This window comes from Pseudomonas sp. GOM7 (assembly GCF_026723825.1).
GTDB lineage: Bacteria > Pseudomonadota > Gammaproteobacteria > Pseudomonadales > Pseudomonadaceae > Aquipseudomonas.
In genome coordinates, this window is sequence record NZ_CP113519.1 from 4837081 (window position 1) to 4853661 (window position 16581).

16 protein-coding genes are annotated in these 16581 nt (G+C 64.1%); all 16 read left to right on the forward strand.

Annotation, left to right across the window (positions count from 1 at the left end):
* Positions 1 to 152 precede the first annotated feature (152 nt).
* Positions 153 to 827, forward strand: coding sequence for a methyl-accepting chemotaxis protein (locus OU800_RS24460; protein ID WP_442964793.1), 675 nt, complete (start codon positions 153 to 155; stop codon positions 825 to 827).
* Positions 828 to 835: 8 nt separating this feature from the next.
* A complete protein-coding gene (locus OU800_RS21435) occupies positions 836 to 1204 on the forward strand; it encodes a response regulator (RefSeq protein WP_268179363.1) in 369 nt (122 codons plus the stop codon).
* A gap of 10 nt (positions 1205 to 1214) precedes the next feature.
* On the forward strand, positions 1215 to 1544 hold the full coding sequence (locus tag OU800_RS21440) for an STAS domain-containing protein (RefSeq protein ID WP_268179364.1): 330 nt from the start codon (positions 1215 to 1217) through the stop codon (positions 1542 to 1544).
* The gene (locus tag OU800_RS21445) at positions 1541 to 3718 is read left to right on the forward strand and encodes a chemotaxis protein CheA (protein ID WP_268179365.1); all 2178 of its coding nucleotides are present in this window, start codon (positions 1541 to 1543) and stop codon (positions 3716 to 3718) included. Before OU800_RS21440 ends, OU800_RS21445 begins: the two co-directional genes overlap by 4 nt.
* Positions 3719 to 3740: 22 nt before the next feature.
* Positions 3741 to 4295, forward strand: coding sequence for a chemotaxis protein CheW (locus tag OU800_RS21450; protein ID WP_268179366.1), 555 nt, complete (start codon positions 3741 to 3743; stop codon positions 4293 to 4295).
* 49 nt (positions 4296 to 4344) lie between these two features.
* Entirely contained in the window at positions 4345 to 5982 is a 1638-nt protein-coding gene (locus OU800_RS21455; protein ID WP_268179367.1) for a methyl-accepting chemotaxis protein, read from the forward strand.
* 3 nt (positions 5983 to 5985) lie between these two features.
* Positions 5986 to 6492: a chemotaxis protein CheW gene (locus tag OU800_RS21460; protein ID WP_268179368.1), complete on the forward strand. Its 507-nt coding sequence runs from the start codon at positions 5986 to 5988 to the stop codon at positions 6490 to 6492.
* On the forward strand, positions 6489 to 7310 hold the full coding sequence (locus OU800_RS21465; RefSeq protein ID WP_268179369.1) for a CheR family methyltransferase: 822 nt from the start codon (positions 6489 to 6491) through the stop codon (positions 7308 to 7310). Before OU800_RS21460 ends, OU800_RS21465 begins: the two co-directional genes overlap by 4 nt.
* Positions 7303 to 7821 carry a chemotaxis protein CheD gene (locus OU800_RS21470; protein WP_268179370.1) on the forward strand — a complete coding sequence of 173 codons (519 nt, stop codon included), beginning with the start codon at positions 7303 to 7305 and terminating at the stop codon, positions 7819 to 7821. Before OU800_RS21465 ends, OU800_RS21470 begins: the two co-directional genes overlap by 8 nt.
* Positions 7818 to 8873, forward strand: coding sequence for a protein-glutamate methylesterase/protein-glutamine glutaminase (locus OU800_RS21475; protein WP_268179371.1), 1056 nt, complete (start codon positions 7818 to 7820; stop codon positions 8871 to 8873). The genes OU800_RS21470 and OU800_RS21475 overlap by 4 nt, the downstream gene beginning before the upstream one ends.
* Positions 8874 to 8955: 82 nt before the next feature.
* On the forward strand, positions 8956 to 10761 hold the full coding sequence (locus OU800_RS21480) for a PAS domain-containing sensor histidine kinase (protein WP_268179372.1): 1806 nt from the start codon (positions 8956 to 8958) through the stop codon (positions 10759 to 10761).
* Positions 10758 to 11387, forward strand: coding sequence for a response regulator (locus tag OU800_RS21485; RefSeq protein WP_268179373.1), 630 nt, complete (start codon positions 10758 to 10760; stop codon positions 11385 to 11387). The genes OU800_RS21480 and OU800_RS21485 overlap by 4 nt, the downstream gene beginning before the upstream one ends.
* Positions 11388 to 12490: 1103 nt before the next feature.
* Positions 12491 to 13693, forward strand: coding sequence for a methyl-accepting chemotaxis protein (locus OU800_RS21490; RefSeq protein ID WP_268179374.1), 1203 nt, complete (start codon positions 12491 to 12493; stop codon positions 13691 to 13693).
* Between the two features lie 11 nt (positions 13694 to 13704).
* A complete protein-coding gene (locus tag OU800_RS21495) occupies positions 13705 to 14073 on the forward strand; it encodes a response regulator (protein WP_268179375.1) in 369 nt (122 codons plus the stop codon).
* Positions 14074 to 14088: 15 nt separating this feature from the next.
* Positions 14089 to 14397 carry an STAS domain-containing protein gene (locus OU800_RS21500; protein WP_268179376.1) on the forward strand — a complete coding sequence of 103 codons (309 nt, stop codon included), beginning with the start codon at positions 14089 to 14091 and terminating at the stop codon, positions 14395 to 14397.
* Positions 14394 to 16550 (forward strand): chemotaxis protein CheA, encoded by a 2157-nt coding sequence (locus OU800_RS21505; protein ID WP_268179377.1) that lies wholly within the window; start codon positions 14394 to 14396, stop codon positions 16548 to 16550. The genes OU800_RS21500 and OU800_RS21505 overlap by 4 nt, the downstream gene beginning before the upstream one ends.
* The last annotated feature ends 31 nt before the right edge of the window (positions 16551 to 16581 follow it).

Consider the following 16581-nt stretch of genomic DNA (forward strand, 5'->3'; position numbering starts at 1 on the left):
TCTCCAACCTCGCCGGGCGCATCCAGCAGAGCCTCGGCAACAATTCCGAGCGCGAAGCGGGTAACCGTCTGGTGGGCCTGCTCTCCACCAGCCAGCACGAACTCGACCTGATCATCATGGCCCTGCGCGAAGCCCTGGCCAGCAAGGAAACCATGCTGCAGGAGGTGATGCAGCTCTCGAACTTCACCGAGCAGTTGCAGGCCATGGCCAACGAGGTGGCCGAGATCGCCAAGCAGACCAATCTGCTGGCGCTCAACGCGGCCATCGAAGCGGCCCGTGCCGGCGAGAGCGGCCGCGGTTTCGCCGTGGTCGCCGACGAGGTGCGCAAGCTGTCGACGCTGTCGGGGCAGACCGGGCAGCGCATCAGCGAAACCGTCGGCGTGGTCAACGGCGCCATCGGCAAGACCCTGACCATCTCCCAGGAATACGCCAAGACCGACGCCCTGACCCTGAAGAACGCCAGCGAAGTGATCAATGGCGTGATCAGCCGCTTCCATCACAGCGCCGGCGCCATCGTCAGTCATAACGAGGCGATGCGCAGCCAGAACGTGATCGTCGCCAACGACATCGCCGAAGTGCTGGTGGCCTTGCAGTTCCAGGATCGCACCAGCCAGATGCTCGGCCATATCCGAGGCGACCTGGACAAACTGCAGCGTCACCTCACCGATAGCCAGGAGCGGCGTGCTCAGGGCCTGCCCCCGGCGACCCTGGATGTACAGCACTGGCTCGATGAACTGGCGCAGACCTACACCATGCCCGAGCAACACGCCATCCATCAGGGCAACGCTCCTGGCAAACGCAACGATTCCGATATCACCTTCTTCTGAGGTTTCTCATGGGCAAGACCGTACTTATCGTCGACGACTCAGCATCCATCCGCCAGGTCGTCAGCATGACGCTCAAGGGTGCCGGCTACGACGTCATCGAAGGCTGCGACGGCAAGGACGCGCTGACCAAGCTCGACGGGCGCAAGGTGCACCTGATCATCAGTGACGTGAACATGCCGAACATGGACGGCATCACCTTCCTCAAGAACGTCAAGCAACTGCCGGCCTACAAGTTCACCCCGGTGATCATGCTCACCACCGAGGCCGGGGAAGCGAAGAAAAGCGAAGGCCAGGCGGCCGGTGCCAAGGCCTGGGTGGTCAAACCCTTCCAGCCGGCACAGATGCTCTCTGCCGTGTCCAAGCTGATCCTGCCCTGAGGTTGCCGCCATGACGGACGCGCCCGGAGAAAACCTGTACCGCATCCTGCCGCTCGAAGGTGGGTTGACCATCTACAGCGTCGGCGAACACATGAGCCTGCTCCTGCGCGCCCTGACCCCTGGCACGGAAGTCGAACTGGATCTGGCCGCCCTGGATGAGCTCGACAGCGCCGGCCTGCAACTGCTGGTGCTGGCCAAGCAAGAGGCCGAGCGAGTGGGCAGCAAACTGCGCCTGAGCCACCACAGCCCGGCCGTGATCGAGGCCCTGGAGCTCAGCGGTCTGGCGTCCTTCTTCGGCGACCCCATCCTGATCAAACCTGCGGCGAGTGACCCAGCATGAACATGGACGAAGTGCTCAAGACCTTCATCGCCGAAAGCCGCGAACTGCTGGAACAGATGGAGGAGGCGCTGCTGCAACTGGAAAGCGCGCCCGACGATGCCGACATCATCAACGCCATCTTCCGCGCGGCCCATACCATCAAGGGCTCGGCCGGCCTGTTCGGCTTCGACCTGATCGTCGCCTTCACCCACATCGCCGAGAGCGTGCTCGATCGGGTGCGCAATGCCGAGTTGCAGTTCGACGAAACGCTGACGGCGCTGTTCCTGGAAACCGGTGACCACCTCGGTCAGTTGATCAACCAACTCGACGAGCACGGCGACCTGGAGCAGGTCGATGCCCCGACCCTGGAACAGAATCGCCTGCTGGCCGAGCGCCTGAGCCAGTACATGGCCAGCGCGCCAGCCTCGCAGAACCTGCCCAGCCACAGCGAGCGCCCGATCGAACGCAGCGTGGCCGGCGGCCTGAGCGCCGACCACTGGCACCTGTCGCTGCGCTTCGGCCCCGATACCCTGCGCAACGGCATGGATCCGCTGTCGTTGCTGCGCTACCTCAACACCTTTGGGCAGATCGTCAGCATCGTGCCGCTGCTCGACCGCATCCCACCGGCGGCGGAGATGGATCCGGAGACCTGCTACCTCGGCTTCGAGCTGGCCTTCGTCAGCGACGCGGACAAAGCCACCATCGAGGGCGCGTTCGAGTTCGTCCGCGAAGACAGCCTGATCCGCATTCTGCCGCCGCACAGCAAGTCCGACGAATACCTCGAGCTGATCCGCGCCCTGCCCGAAGAAGACATGCGCCTGGGGGAAATTCTCATGCGCTGCGGCACCCTGACCACCGCCGAACTGCAGGAGGTACTGCACGCGCAGGTGCAGAGCCAGCAGCAGGACGAACCGCGCCCCATCGGCCAGGTGCTGATGGAGCAAAGCCTGGTGCAGCCGCCGGTGATCGCTGCCGCCCTGCACAAGCAGCAACAGGTCAAGGAAAACCGCAGCAACGAGAGCAGCCTGATCCGCGTCGATGCCGGCAAGCTCGACGAACTGATCAATCTGGTCGGCGAGCTGATCATCGCCGGCGCAGGTGCGCGCATGACCGCCCAGCAAGTCGGCCACGCGCAGATGCTCGAATCCACCGAGCTGCTCTCGCGCCTGGTCGAGGAAGTGCGCGACTCGGCCCTGACCCTGCGCATGGTGCAGATCGGCGCCACCTTCAACCGCTTTCAGCGCGTGGTGCGCGACGTCTCGCGTGAGCTGGGCAAGGACATCGCCCTGTCCATCAGCGGCGGCGACACCGAGCTGGACAAGACCGTGGTCGAGCGCATCACCGACCCGCTCACCCACCTGGTGCGCAATGCCATGGATCATGGCATCGAGCCCCTGGCCGTGCGTCTTGAACGCGGCAAGCCGGCGCAGGGCAACGTGCGCCTGAACGCCTACCACGATGCCGGTAGCATCGTCCTGGAAGTGGCCGACGACGGTGGTGGCCTCGACCCGCAACGCATCCTGGCCAAGGCCCGTGAACGCGGCCTGATCGCCGAAGGCCAGGTGCTGACGGAAAAGGAAACCTTCAACCTGATCTTCGAGCCCGGCTTCTCCACTGCCGACCAGGTCAGCAACCTGTCCGGGCGCGGCGTCGGCATGGACGTGGTCAAGCGCAACATCACCGCCCTGCGCGGCAGCATCGACCTGGAAAGCCAGCTCGGCAAAGGCACCTGTGTGCGCATCCGCCTGCCGCTGACGCTGGCCATCATCGACGGTTTCCTGGTCGGCGTCGGCGAGGCGGGTTATGTCATCCCGCTGGATCTGGTCGAGGAATGCATCGAGCTGGAACCCGGCACCCAGCAAGGCCGTGGTCACCTTTCACTGCGTGGTGAGGTACTGCCGTTCATTCGTCTGCGCGAATTGTTCGACGAACAAGGCCAGCCGCCGCGCCGCGAGAACGTGGTGGTGGTCAGCTATGCCGGCCAGCGCGCCGGGCTGGTGGTTGATCGCTTGATGGGCGAGTTCCAGACGGTGATCAAGCCCTTGGGCAAGCTGTTCGTCAACTGCCGTGGCATTGGTGGCTTCACCATCCTCGGCAGCGGCGCCGTGGCGCTGATTCTCGACATTCCCAACCTGCTGAACGAACTCAGCACCCCTGCTGCCAACACGGCGCTGCCAGTTGCCAGCGAAGCCTGAAACCACCGATAGAGCCCACAACATGAGCAGTTCCAGCAGCCAGGCCAGCGCCGCGCAGAAACCGCCAGAGAACACCGCCACGGCAGTTGCGGTAGTGGCGTCGGAGCCCGACACGCCGCAGCAATACCTGAGCTTCGAGCTTGGCGCGCAGCGTTACGCCCTCGACGGCCTGTGCGTGCGCGAGATCATCGAGTATCCCCAGTTGACTCGCGTGCCCATGGCAGCTTCCTGCATCCATGGCGTGATCAACCTGCGCGGCGCCGTGGTGCCGGTGATCGACCTGAGCCTGCGCTTCGGCCAGGGTGCCAGCCGTATCGACAAACGCACCTGCATCATCATCGTCGAGGTGACCGATGAAGAAGACACCCAGGTGCTGGGCATCATCGTCGATGCCGTCAGCGAGGTGCTGGAAATCGATGCGGGCCAGATACGCCCTGCACCGGCCTTCGGCAACCCCATTCGCGACGACTTCATTCACGGCATGGTGCGCAAAGGCGATGACTTCATCGTTCTGCTGACCATCGAAAACACCCTGGCGGTGGCTGAGATAGCGTCCTCTGGCAGGCTGAGCCGATGACATCAAATTACCTTTCATGCGAAACGCGAGCGCGCGCAGGAGCAAACAAATGACTATCAGTAAAAAGATGATTCTTCTGGTTCTTTCGGCTTTGCTCGGCATCCTTATTCTGGCTGGAGTGGGTTACCACCAGATGAGCCAGGTATTCACTGCCGCCAACTACGGCAACGTCAACTCGGTTCCCAGCATCGTCGCCTTGGAAAAGCTGGGCAGTGCGGTCAACGCCCAGATACAACTGACCTACCGGCATATCCTGACGATTGATGCCAGCGCCATGGCGCAACTTGAATCCCAGATAAAGAACAGCCGAGAAGACATCCAGCAGGCAATCGATGAGTACACCAAGGTCTTGTCCGATGACCAGGACAAACAACTACTGGATGCTGACCGCCGAGGGATCTCCGCCTTCTTGCAGGGCGCCGACGTGGCTCTGGAGCACTCACGCAGGAACGAGAACGATGCAGCTCGCGATGCCCTCATCGCCTTGCAACAAGAGGCCATCGCGCCACTGAGCGAGGCTCTCAATGCCCACTTGGAATATAACGTCAACGCTGCCAACAAAGGCAGTCAGGCCGCTGAAGAGACGCTGCAGCAGGCCACTCTGGTCTCCATTCTCGTATCCCTGATTACTTTGCTGGTGATCAGCCTGCTCGGCACCCTGATTACCCGCAACCTGCTGCGTCAACTCGGAGGTGAACCCAGCTACGCCGCCGAAGTGGTGACTCGTATCGCCGAAGGTGATCTGCGCGTGCAGATCAATACCCGCCCAGGCGACACCAGCAGCATGCTGGCCGCGATCCACAACATGTCGCAACGTCTGGCACAGATCATCGCCGAAGTCCGCAGCAACGCCGATGCCCTGACCAGCGCCTCCGAAGAGATCTCCGCCACCGCCCAGAGTATGAGCCAGGCCGCCTCCGAGCAGGCCGCCTCGGTGGAGGAAACCAGCGCCTCGATGGAGCAGATGTCCGCCTCCATCGCGCAGAACACCGAGAACGCCCGCATCACCGACGGCATGGCGAGCAAGGCCAGCGGCGAAGCCAGCGAAGGCGGCCAGGCGGTCAAGGAAACCGTGCGTGCGATGAAGACCATCGCCGACAAGATCGGCATTGTCGACGACATCGCCTACCAGACCAACCTGCTGGCGCTCAACGCCGCCATCGAAGCGGCCCGCGCCGGCGAACACGGCAAGGGCTTCGCCGTGGTGGCCGCCGAGGTGCGCAAGCTGGCCGAACGCAGCCAGGTGGCGGCGCAGGAAATCGGCGAAGTGGCCAAGTCCAGCGTGCAACTGGCCGAACGCGCCGGCACCCTGCTCGACGAGATCGTGCCCTCCATCGCCAAGACCTCCGACCTGGTGCAGGAGATCGCCGCCGCCTCCGAAGAGCAGAGTTCGGGTGTCGGCCAGATCAGCACGGCGATGAACCAGCTCAACGAAATCACCCAGCAGAACGCCTCCTCGTCCGAGGAACTGGCCGCCACCGCCGAGGAAATGAGCGGCCAGGCCGAGCAACTGCAGCAGTTGATGGAATTCTTCAAACTCAACAACAGCGCTGGAGTACGCAACCCGCAACGCCAGGCCCAGCCACCACGGCCCAGCAATTCGCCGCGCCACGCCTACGCCGATGACGACGCTGGCGCGCCCATGGCCGGTGGCCTGCCGGCCGGTTACGTGCGCTTTCAGGAGTAAGCGATGGCCACTGCCAACGCCGCCGGCCAGTACCTGACCTTCACCTTGGCGCAGGAGCTGTTCGCCGTCGACATCCATGCCGTGCGCGAGATCATCGAGTACGGCCAGCTCACCAGCGTGCCGATGATGCCACCGAGCATCCTCGGCGTGATCAACCTGCGCGGCGCAGTGGTGCCGGTCATCGACCTCGGCCTGCGCTTCGGTGGCCAGGCCACTCTAATCGGCCCGCGCACCTGCATCGTCATTCTGGAAATCACCACCGCCGAGGGGCTGCGGGTGATCGGCATGGTGGTCGATGCAGTCAACGAAGTGCTGGAGCTGGGCAGCGAACAGATCGAGCCGGCGCCCAGTTTCGGCAAGCGCATCCGCGCCGACTTCATCCGCGGCATGGGCAAGCTGAACGAGCGCCTGGTAGTACTGCTGGAGGTCGGCAAGGTGCTTTCCGACGACGAAATCGCCCTGCTCGATCAGGCTGGCGCGCCAGCCGACCCGACGCCGGCGGATTCATGAGCAGTGCCACGGCCATCAGCCTGAGCGATCAGGAGTTCGCCCAGTTTCGCCAACTGATTTACGACATCGCCGGCATCAGCCTGTCCGAGGCGAAGAAACCCCTGGTCGCCGGGCGGCTGAGCAAACGCCTGCGCGAATTCGCGCTCGCCAGCTATGGCGACTACTTCCGCCGCCTGCACCAGAACCCGGCGGAACTGCAGACCTGCGTCGACCTGCTGACCACCAACGAGACCTACTTCTTCCGCGAGCCCAAGCACTTCGACTTTCTCCGTGAGCGTCTGGGCCAGCCTGGGCTCGTGCCCAGTGGCCGCCCCTTGCGCATCTGGAGCGGTGCCTGCTCCAGCGGCGAGGAGCCCTACAGCATCGCCCTGCTGCTGGCCGACGTGCTTGGCGACAAGCCCTGGGAAATTCTCGCCTCGGACATCAGCCAACGGGTGCTGGAACGTGCCCGCGCCGGGGTCTATGACCTGCAGGACAGCGAGAACATCCCGAGACACATGCTGGTGCGCCATTGTTTCCGTGGCGTGGGCGCCAACGAGGGCACCCTGCTGATCGATCCGGCCCTGCGCCGTCGCGTGCGTTTCGAGCAGATCAACCTGAACAACGCGCTACCGGAGATCGGCCAGTTCGACGTGATATTCCTGCGCAACGTGATGATCTACTTCGACGGCGACACCAAGCGCCAGGTGGTCAACCGCCTGCTCGGCCGCCTGCGACCGGGCGGTTACTTCATCATCAGCCACTCGGAAAGCCTCAACGGTATCGATGACAGGCTCAAGGCCGTGAAACCTTCGATCTACCGCAATCCCGATGTCTAGGCCCGCTACGACCCATGATGTCTACCTGAACCCCGGCGAGTTGCACTTCGCGGGGGCCGGTACCCGTATTCGCACCTTGCTGGGCTCCTGCGTCGCCCTGATGTTCTGGCACCCACGCCATCGCCTGGGCGGCATGTGCCACTACATGCTGCCAACACGCGGCCTGCCCGGCCTGCCGCTGGATGGGCGCTACGCCGACGAGGCCATGCTCCTGTTGTTCAAGGCCATGAGCGCCCATGGCACGCGCCCTAGCGAGTATCACCTGCGCATCTTCGGTGGCGGCAACATGTTTCCCGACCTCCAGCCACGAACCAAGAGCCACATCGGCCAGCAGAACGTCGACATGGCTCATAAGCTTATTGCCCAGCATGGGCTGGTGAGTCATGGCGAACTCGTCGGTGGTACCAGCCACATCCACCTGCTATTCGATATCTGGAGCGGCCAGTTGGCACTGAAACGGTCTTCTCTTCCGACGGACAGCGGCACTCCCCATGGAATCCAACCCAGATGAAACCCATCAAAGTCATGATCGTCGACGACTCGGCGGTGGTTCGCCAGGTACTGGCGTCGGTGCTCGCCGCCGACCCGGCCATCGAAGTGCTCGGCACGGCGGCCGATCCGCTGTTCGCCCTGAGCAAGATGGAGCGGCAATGGCCTGACGTGATCGTGCTCGACGTGGAAATGCCACGCATGGACGGCATCACCTTCTTGAAAAAACTCATGGCCGAACGCCCCACGCCCGTGGTGATCTGCTCCACCCTCACCGAGAAAGGCGCCAGCACCACCATGCAGGCCATGGCCGCAGGCGCGGTGAGCATCGTCACCAAGCCACAGATGAACCTGAGCAAGTTCCTGGTCAATGCCAGCGACGACCTGCTCGGTGCGGTCAAGGCGGCTGCTCGCGCCAACCTGCGTCAGCTCAAGAACAGAGCCACGGTCACGCCCAAGCTCGGCGCCGACGCCGTGCTACCAGCAGTCGAGGGCAGCGCCATGGCGCGCACCACCGAGCGGGTCGTGGCCATCGGCACCTCCACCGGCGGCACCCAGGCCCTGGAATACGTGCTCACCGCCCTGCCACGCGTGTGCCCGGGCATCGTCATCGTCCAGCACATGCCCGAGCGTTTCACCGCTGCCTTCGCCGAACGCCTCAACGGCCTGTGCCAGATCGAGGTGCTCGAAGCCCGCCATGGCGACCGCGTCATCCCTGGCCGCGCCCTGATCGCTCCGGGTGGGCGGCATATGTTGCTCAAGCGCAGCGGCGCGCAGTACCTGGTCGAGGTGGTCGACGGCCCGCCCGTCAGCCGGCACAAGCCCTCGGTGGATGTGCTGTTTCGCTCCACCGCCCGCGCCGCCGGGGCCAATGCCACCGGCATCATCATGACCGGCATGGGTGACGACGGCGCCCGGGGCCTGCGCGAGATGTCCGAAGCCGGTGCCCTCACCCTCGGCCAGGACGAAGCCAGTTGCGTGGTCTACGGCATGCCCAAGGAGGCGATGAAGCTCGGTGCGGTCAGCCGCGAGATTCCCCTGGAGCAGATACCGGGCCATATCCTGCGTAGCTGAGCGATGGCGCGGGTAGGCGACGTCGAAGACGACTTGAGGAAAATTGACCCATACTGGAAAAATCAGTCACCGGGGGAACACCGTGAAGGATCATCACGCGAGAAATGCCCTGCTCGAGGCGACCTGGCGCTCGGCCCCTCTTGGCCTCGGCCTGCTCGGTCTGGATGGTTGCCTGCAATACGCCAACCCCGCGCTGCTGGAACTATTGGGCGCCGATGTGCAACTGCCCTCGCACGAACCGCTGGTGCACTGGCTACACCCACAGGACAAGGACGCCTTCGACTACGCAACCGAGCGCGCCAGACGCCAGCAGACGGACATCCCTTGCGGGGAACTGCGGCTCAACTGCCGACAGGAGGGCTATCGGTGGCTGCGCACCAGCGTCTGCTGGATACCGGAGACCGAGACCAGCGCCGCCCACCTGTTGATACGCTTCACCCCGGCACGCTCGACCCAGGAGCGCGCCGAGCAGGTCTACCTGCTCAGCTCCGCCCTCGACTACACCGCCGACGGCGCCCTGCTGCTCGACGAAGACCTGCACATCCAGTACCTCAACGACGCCGCCAGTCGCCTGCTCGGCCAGGCCCACCAGTACCTGATAGGGCAAGGCATCGAATATGCGCTGCCGCCGCTGGCCAAGCACGACGAGCCGGCCTTGCGCGAACTGGTGCAGCAGCAACAGAGCGTCCAACTGAAACTGAGCAATCCCGTCGACGGCGCCCACTACCACGTCTTGGTGAAGTTCACCCGCTTCCACTACGACCGGCGTGGCTACAGCCTCGCGGTGCTGCACGATCTCACCGAGCAGCAGCGCCTGACCGACACGCTGCAGCAGAATGAACGTCAGTTCCGCGCCCTGATCGAGAACACCCCCGACGCCATCGGACGCCTCACTCCCGACTTCCGCCTGCTCTACGCCAACCCGGCCCTCGTGGCCCTGTGCCGCATGCCCCTGGTCGAGGCCAGGGGTCGCCCCGCACGGGATGCCTTCGGCGATAACGCGCAGGTCGACATCCTCGCCGACATGACGCGGGAAGTCGCCCGCCGTGGCGTTTCCCTCGAGGAAGAGCTGATCCTCGGCCTCGACGCCCCTAGCGACCAGCAACAGCACTATCTGGTACGCCTGGTGCCCGAACGGGACGACAACGGCGAGATCGTCAGCATCCTGTCCCTGGCCCGCGACATCACCAATATTCGCAAGGCCGAGCGGCGCCTGGCCGAGAGCAACCAGCAACTGCGCGAGCTGACCTCGCGCCGGGAATCGGCGCGCGAAGAAGAACGCAAGCTGATCGCACGGGAAATCCATGACGAACTGGGCCAGCACCTGACGGCCCTGCGCATGGGTATTTCCATGCTGCACCTGCAGTTCGGCTCCCAGGCGCCTGGCCTGAACGAGGCCGTGGATGGCCTGATGGGCCTGTGCGACCGCACCATCCAGGTGGTGCGCTCCATCGCCACCAGCCTGCGCCCAGCGGTGCTCAACATGGGCCTGTACCCGGCCCTGCAATGGCTGATCAGCGAGTTTCGCCAGCACAGCCGGATCGAGTGCGAGCTGACCACCCACAGCGACGAACCGCCCCTTACCGACGACCAGGCCACCACAGCCTTTCGCATCGTCCAGGAGGCCCTGAACAACATCGGACGCCATTCCGGCGCCAGCCGCGCCGTGGTCAGCCTGGAACACCTCGACGGCGTCTGCCGCCTGGACATCACCGACAACGGCCGCGGCTTCGACCAGGCCTCGGTCAGCAAGCGTTCGCTGGGGCTCGCCGGCATGCGCGAACGTGGCATCAGCCTGGGTGGCGAAGTGGTCATTTTCAGCCATCCTGGGCAAGGCACCACCGTACAGGCAACCTTACCCATCAAGTCCAAACGGAATACCCCATGACGCGCATCATGATCGCTGACGATCACACCATCATGCGCAATGGCCTCAAGCAACTGATCGAATTCGACAGTGGCCTGCAGGTCGTCGCAGAAGCTGAAAACGGCGGCCAGGTCCTGGAAAACCTGCGCCATATCGAGGTCGACCTGGTTCTGCTGGACATGAGCATGCCTGGCATCAGCGGCGAGGATCTCATCGCTCGCATCCGCAGCCACTACGAGAAGCTGCCGATCCTGGTGCTGAGCATGCACAACGAAGCGCAGATCGCCCAACGCGCCCTGCGCGCCGGCGCCAGCGGCTACCTGACCAAGGATCACAATGCCGAAACCCTCCTCGCGATCATCAACAAGGTGGCCAAGGGCGGCCGCTATCTGGATCCACGCATTGCCGAGCAACTGGCGTTCGCCAATGCCGAGCAGCGTGACAGCGGCCTGGACAGCCTTTCGGATCGGGAATTCCAGGTGCTGCGCCTGCTCGCCGATGGTTTGAGCGTCAACCAGATCGCCGAACGCCTGGCCATCAGCAACAAGACCGTGAGCACGCACAAGACCCGCCTGATGGAAAAGATGGGCTTCAACTCCAACGCCGACATCATTCGCTTCGTGCTGACGGAGCAATTGTCCCGGTAGCAGGGCGTTGATACAGGTTCTTCGTGGAGTCTCGGGGAAGTTCGGTGTTGATAACGGACTGGCAAGGTTGTGTGTTGGCTTGTTGGTTGTTCTTGTGCCCGTTCCGGATTGCCGCGTTTTTGCTGATGTTTCTGGTTTCGCCCTCCCGGGCGAGTCACTTTGCGGGCAAAGTAACCAAAACCTTCCGCCCGATCATCCGGCCCTGGCTGCGCCAGGGTTCGCTCACTCCATCGCCGTTCCAGAGGCCCGCCGCGGTGGGCCATCCCTGGCCCATCGCGGCTCTCGCGACATCCATGTCGCTCAACCTCTTCCACGACGATTCCGTTCGCCCTCCTGGGCGGGCTCTGCACGCGCCTGAACGTGCGGTTATTCCCAAGGGCTCTGAGTGCTTGAGCATGAGGTCAGCCTTAGGGCTGAACAGAATGCCGGCTGAAAGCCGGCAAGCTATCCATGCGGATGAAACCACGCGAATGAAAGTTTTGGTTTAACCGACGGCCACGTCGTGACTTCGCTGTTACCAGAACACGCCGGGCATGCCCGAAACCGATGTACGTTCAGGCGCGCTAACTCCCCCTTCAGGAGGCCGAACGTAGGCATTGCGCAGGGGGCGAGCGGCATGGATGCCGCGAGATACCGATGGCGGCCCCGCTTGAAGGGCCAGGGATGGCCCTTGTAAGCCGACCCCGGAGCGATGCCGGAGTGAGGGAAGTCGAGCGAAGCATGACGGGGACGCCTAGTTCCGGATGGCGGGGGTGCGTTTCTTTTGCTTACTTTTCTTTGCGCAGTTCAAAGAAAAGTGAGTCGCCCGAGGGGGCGAAACCCGGAATAACTGAACACACCGAAGCGGCGTTCAGAACACCGATAAGCCAACACATAACCTCGCCACCCCGGCACCAACCAATCCTCCCCCCTCAAACAAGAAGAACCTGGAAAACCTTAGGCAACGACTGCACGGATGCAGGAGGTAGAGCGACGCAGGCAGCCAACGCCAAGATGGTTTTCAACGCCCCTAGGAAAATCCCTACAAAGAAACAGAGTGTCCCTAGGCCATCATCGGGAACTGACGATGCCCCGCTCGCCGCGCATACGCCATTCTGACAGCCATGAACGGGCCATCCGCGCCCAGCCACGTTGCCCGATGGAGTGTGAAGGTGACCTCTCAGACGACTGCCCCACGAACCCCCTGGCTGCCAACCATCCTGGCCGGCCTTGGCTGCCTGTCGCTGGCCTGGCTGGTGCTGCAGTGGCCCAGCTACTACTGGCTGCTGGCAGCGGTGCTGCCCGCCGCCCTGGTGCATCTCAGCCTGCATGGCCTGAGCGGCCAGCACGCCAAGGCCATCGACCTGGCCCACGAGCAGGGGCTCGCGCTCGGCCAGGCGCAGGAGGCCAAGCGTCATGTCGAGGGTCTGGACGACCTCTGCCGCCTGCTGTCACCGGTCTGGTCGCAGCAGATCGAAGCGGCACGCCAGCACACCGAGACAGCCATCGAATCACTCAGCGCCCGCTTCACCCAACTGGCCCAACGCATCAGTGCGGTGATCAGTGCCGACCAGCAGGGCGACGAGCAATCACTGCTCGGCCTGCTGGGCAGCAGCGAGCGCGAGCTGAAAGAGATCGTCAGCCAGTTGCGCCAGGCCCTGAGCAGCAAGGAAACCCTGCTGGCCGAAGTAGTCAGCCTCAGCGGCTATACCAGCCAACTGCGCGCCATGGCCAAGGAGGTGGGCGACGTCGCCAAGCAGACCAACCTGCTGGCCCTCAATGCCGCCATCGAAGCCGCCCGCGCCGGCGAAGCCGGGCGTGGCTTCGCCGTGGTCGCTGACGAAGTGCGCAAGCTCTCCACCCTATCCGAAGCCACCGGCAAGCGCATCGACGACACCATCGAGACCGTCAGCGCGGCCATCGAGCGCACCCTGCAGGTTTCCAACGAGCACTCCGACCGTGACGCCAACACCCTGAAAAATGCCAGCGAGGTCATCCGTCAGCTCATCGATGACCTGCGCGGCAGCGCCACTCGCCTGGTCGAGCACGGCTCGGTGCTGCACCAGGAGAACCAGGCCGTCGGCGCGGAAATCTCCGAGGTGCTGGTGGCGCTGCAGTTCCAGGATCGGGTCAGCCAGATGCTCGGCCACATGCGTGACGACATCCAGCGCCTGGGCCTGCACCTGAGCGAGCCCTGCGAGCGAGTCGACGCCCGCACCTGGCTCGACGAGCTGTCGCACAGCTACACCATGCCCGAGCAGCACGCCATCCATCAGGGCCGTAGCGTCGGCAAAGCCGACACCGCCTCCGACATCACCTTCTTCTGAGGACACGCCTCATGGCCAAGACCATTCTCATCATCGACGACTCCGCCTCCATCCGCCAGGTGGTAGGCATGACCCTCAAGGGGGCCGGCTACGACGTCATCGAAGGCTGCGACGGCAAGGACGCGCTGACCAAACTCGACGGGCGCAAGGTGCACCTGATCATCAGCGACGTGAACATGCCGAACATGGACGGCATCACCTTCCTCAAGAACGTCAAGCAGCTACCCAACTACAAGTTCACCCCCGTGATCATGCTCACCACCGAGGCGGGTGATGCGAAGAAGAGCGAAGGCCAGGCGGCCGGCGCCAAGGCCTGGGTGGTCAAGCCCTTCCAGCCGGCGCAGATGCTGACCGCCGTTTCCAAGCTGATCCTGCCCTGATCCAAGAGGTGCACCATGCACGCCACACCCAACAGCAATGCTCCCCAGAAACTGGATCTCGATGGAGCGCTGAGCATCTACACCGCAGCCGATACCAAGCCACGCTTGAGCTCGGCCCTGCAAGGAACGCTTGCGCTGCAAATCGACCTGAGCGCCGTCGATGAATTCGACTGCGCGGGGCTGCAACTGCTGCTGGCCACCTGCGAGCAGGCCCGGCGCATGGATATCGACCTGCATTTCACCGGCGTGAGCCCTGTCGTGACCGAGCTGTTCAAGCTCGCCGGGCTGGGTGAGCTACTGCTCACGCGGGAGAGCAAACAATGAACCTCGACAGCATCATCGGCACCTTCATCGCCGAGAGCCAGGAACTGCTGCTGCAGATGGAAGACGCCCTGCTGCAGATCGAACACAGCCCCGATGACCCGGAGCTGATCAATGCCATCTTCCGCGCGGCTCACACCATCAAGGGCTCGGCCGGGCTGTTCGGCTTCGACGGCATCGTCGCCTTCACCCATGTCGCCGAAAGCGTGCTCGACCGCGTGCGCGGCGGTGAACTGCACCTCGACGCCGAGATGATCGCCCTGCTGCTCAAGGCCGGTGATCACCTCGCCGGGCTGATCCGCCATCTGGCCGCCGAAGGCGACCTGGCGCACCTGCCGCCAAGCGTGCATGACAACGACCGCGAGCTGGTCACGGCCCTCGGTCGCTACCTGCAAACCGAGCCTGCAGCCCAGCAGTCCATGCAGCCTGCCGCCGCTCACCCGGCAGCGGGCACGGCCGGCGGCAGCGAGCACTGGCATCTGTCGCTGCGCTTCGGCCCCGACACCCTGCGCAACGGCATGGATCCGCTGGCCTTCATCCGCTACCTGAGCACCCTCGGCCAGGTGCTGCACATCGAGACGGTGCTCGATCACCTGCCTGCGCTCGAGGCGCTGGATCCGGAAACCTGCTACCTGGGACTGGAAGTCAGCTTCGCCAGCGACGCCGAGCCGAGCGCCATCGAAGGCGCCTTCGAGTTCGTCCGTGACGATGGCAGCATCCGCCTGTTGCCGCCCGGCAGCAGCCTGGGCGACTTCCAGGCGCTGCTGCACGAGCGCGCTGACGAAGGCCAGGTGCAGCTCGAGCGCCTGCTGCGCTGCACGGGCCTGAGCCGCGACGAACTAAGCGCCAGCGCCGCCGTACCGAGCGTCCTGCAAACACCCGCAGCGGCCGAGAGCAGCGTCCCGGCCGTGGCCAGCGAAACACGCGCCAGCAGCGGCAAGGAGATGGCTCGCAGCAATGGCGACGCCAACCTGATCCGCGTCGATGCGACCAAGCTCGACCAGTTGATCAACCTGGTCGGCGAGCTGATCATCGCCGGTGCCAACACCCGCATGCTGGCTCAGCGCAGCGGCCTGAGCGAAATGGGCGAGTCCGCCGAGACCCTCTCACGCCTGGTCGAGGAGGTGCGCGACAGCGCCCTGACCCTGCGCATGGTGCAGATCGGCGCCACTTTCAACCGCTTCCAGCGCGTGGTACGCGACGTGTCCAAGGAGCTGGGCAAGGACATCGTCCTGCAGGTTAGCGGTGGTGACACCGAGCTGGACAAGACAGTGGTGGAAAAGATCGGCGACCCGCTCACCCACCTGGTGCGCAATGCCATGGATCATGGCATCGAGCCCGCCGAGGTGCGCCGCGCCGCTGGCAAGCCACTGCAGGGCGTGGTGCGCCTCAATGCCTACCACGAGGCCGGCGGCATCCTCATCGAAGTCTCCGACGACGGCGGCGGTCTCAACCCGCAGAAGATCCTCGCCAAGGCCACCCAACGCGGCCTGATCAGCGAAGGCCAGCAGCTCACGGACAAGGAGATTTTCAACCTGATCTTCGAGCCCGGCTTCTCCACCGCCGAGCAGATCAGCAACCTCTCCGGCCGTGGCGTCGGCATGGACGTGGTCAAGCGCAACATCACCGCCCTGCGCGGCACCGTCGAGCTGGACAGCAAGCTGGGCCAGGGCACCTGCGTGCGCATCCGCCTGCCGCTGACCCTGGCCATCATCGATGGCTTCCTCATCGGTGTCGGCCAGGCAAGCTACGTGGTGCCGCTGGACATGGTGGAGGAATGCATCGAGCTGCCCAGCGACGAGATAGCCGGGCAACAGCACCTGGATCTGCGCGGCAACGTGCTGCCCTTCATCCGCCTGCGCCAGATGTTCGATGACCAGAGCCAGCCGCCGCGCCGCGAGAACGTGGTGGTGGTGAGCTACGCCGGCGTGCGTGCCGGGTTGGTGGTCGACCAGTTGCTCGGCGAATTCCAGACCGTGATCAAACCCCTGGGCAAGGTGTTCTGCCAGGTGCCGGCGCTGAGCGGCTTCACCATTCTCGGCAGCGGTGCCGTCGCCCTGATCCTCGATATCCCAGGCCTGCTGGCCGAAGTCACGCAGCACGGCAGTGCGCGTGCCATGCCCCAATCCAACCCACTGAGGAGTACCGTGCAATGAACCTCTCCATTCGTATCGCGGCTCTGCTCGC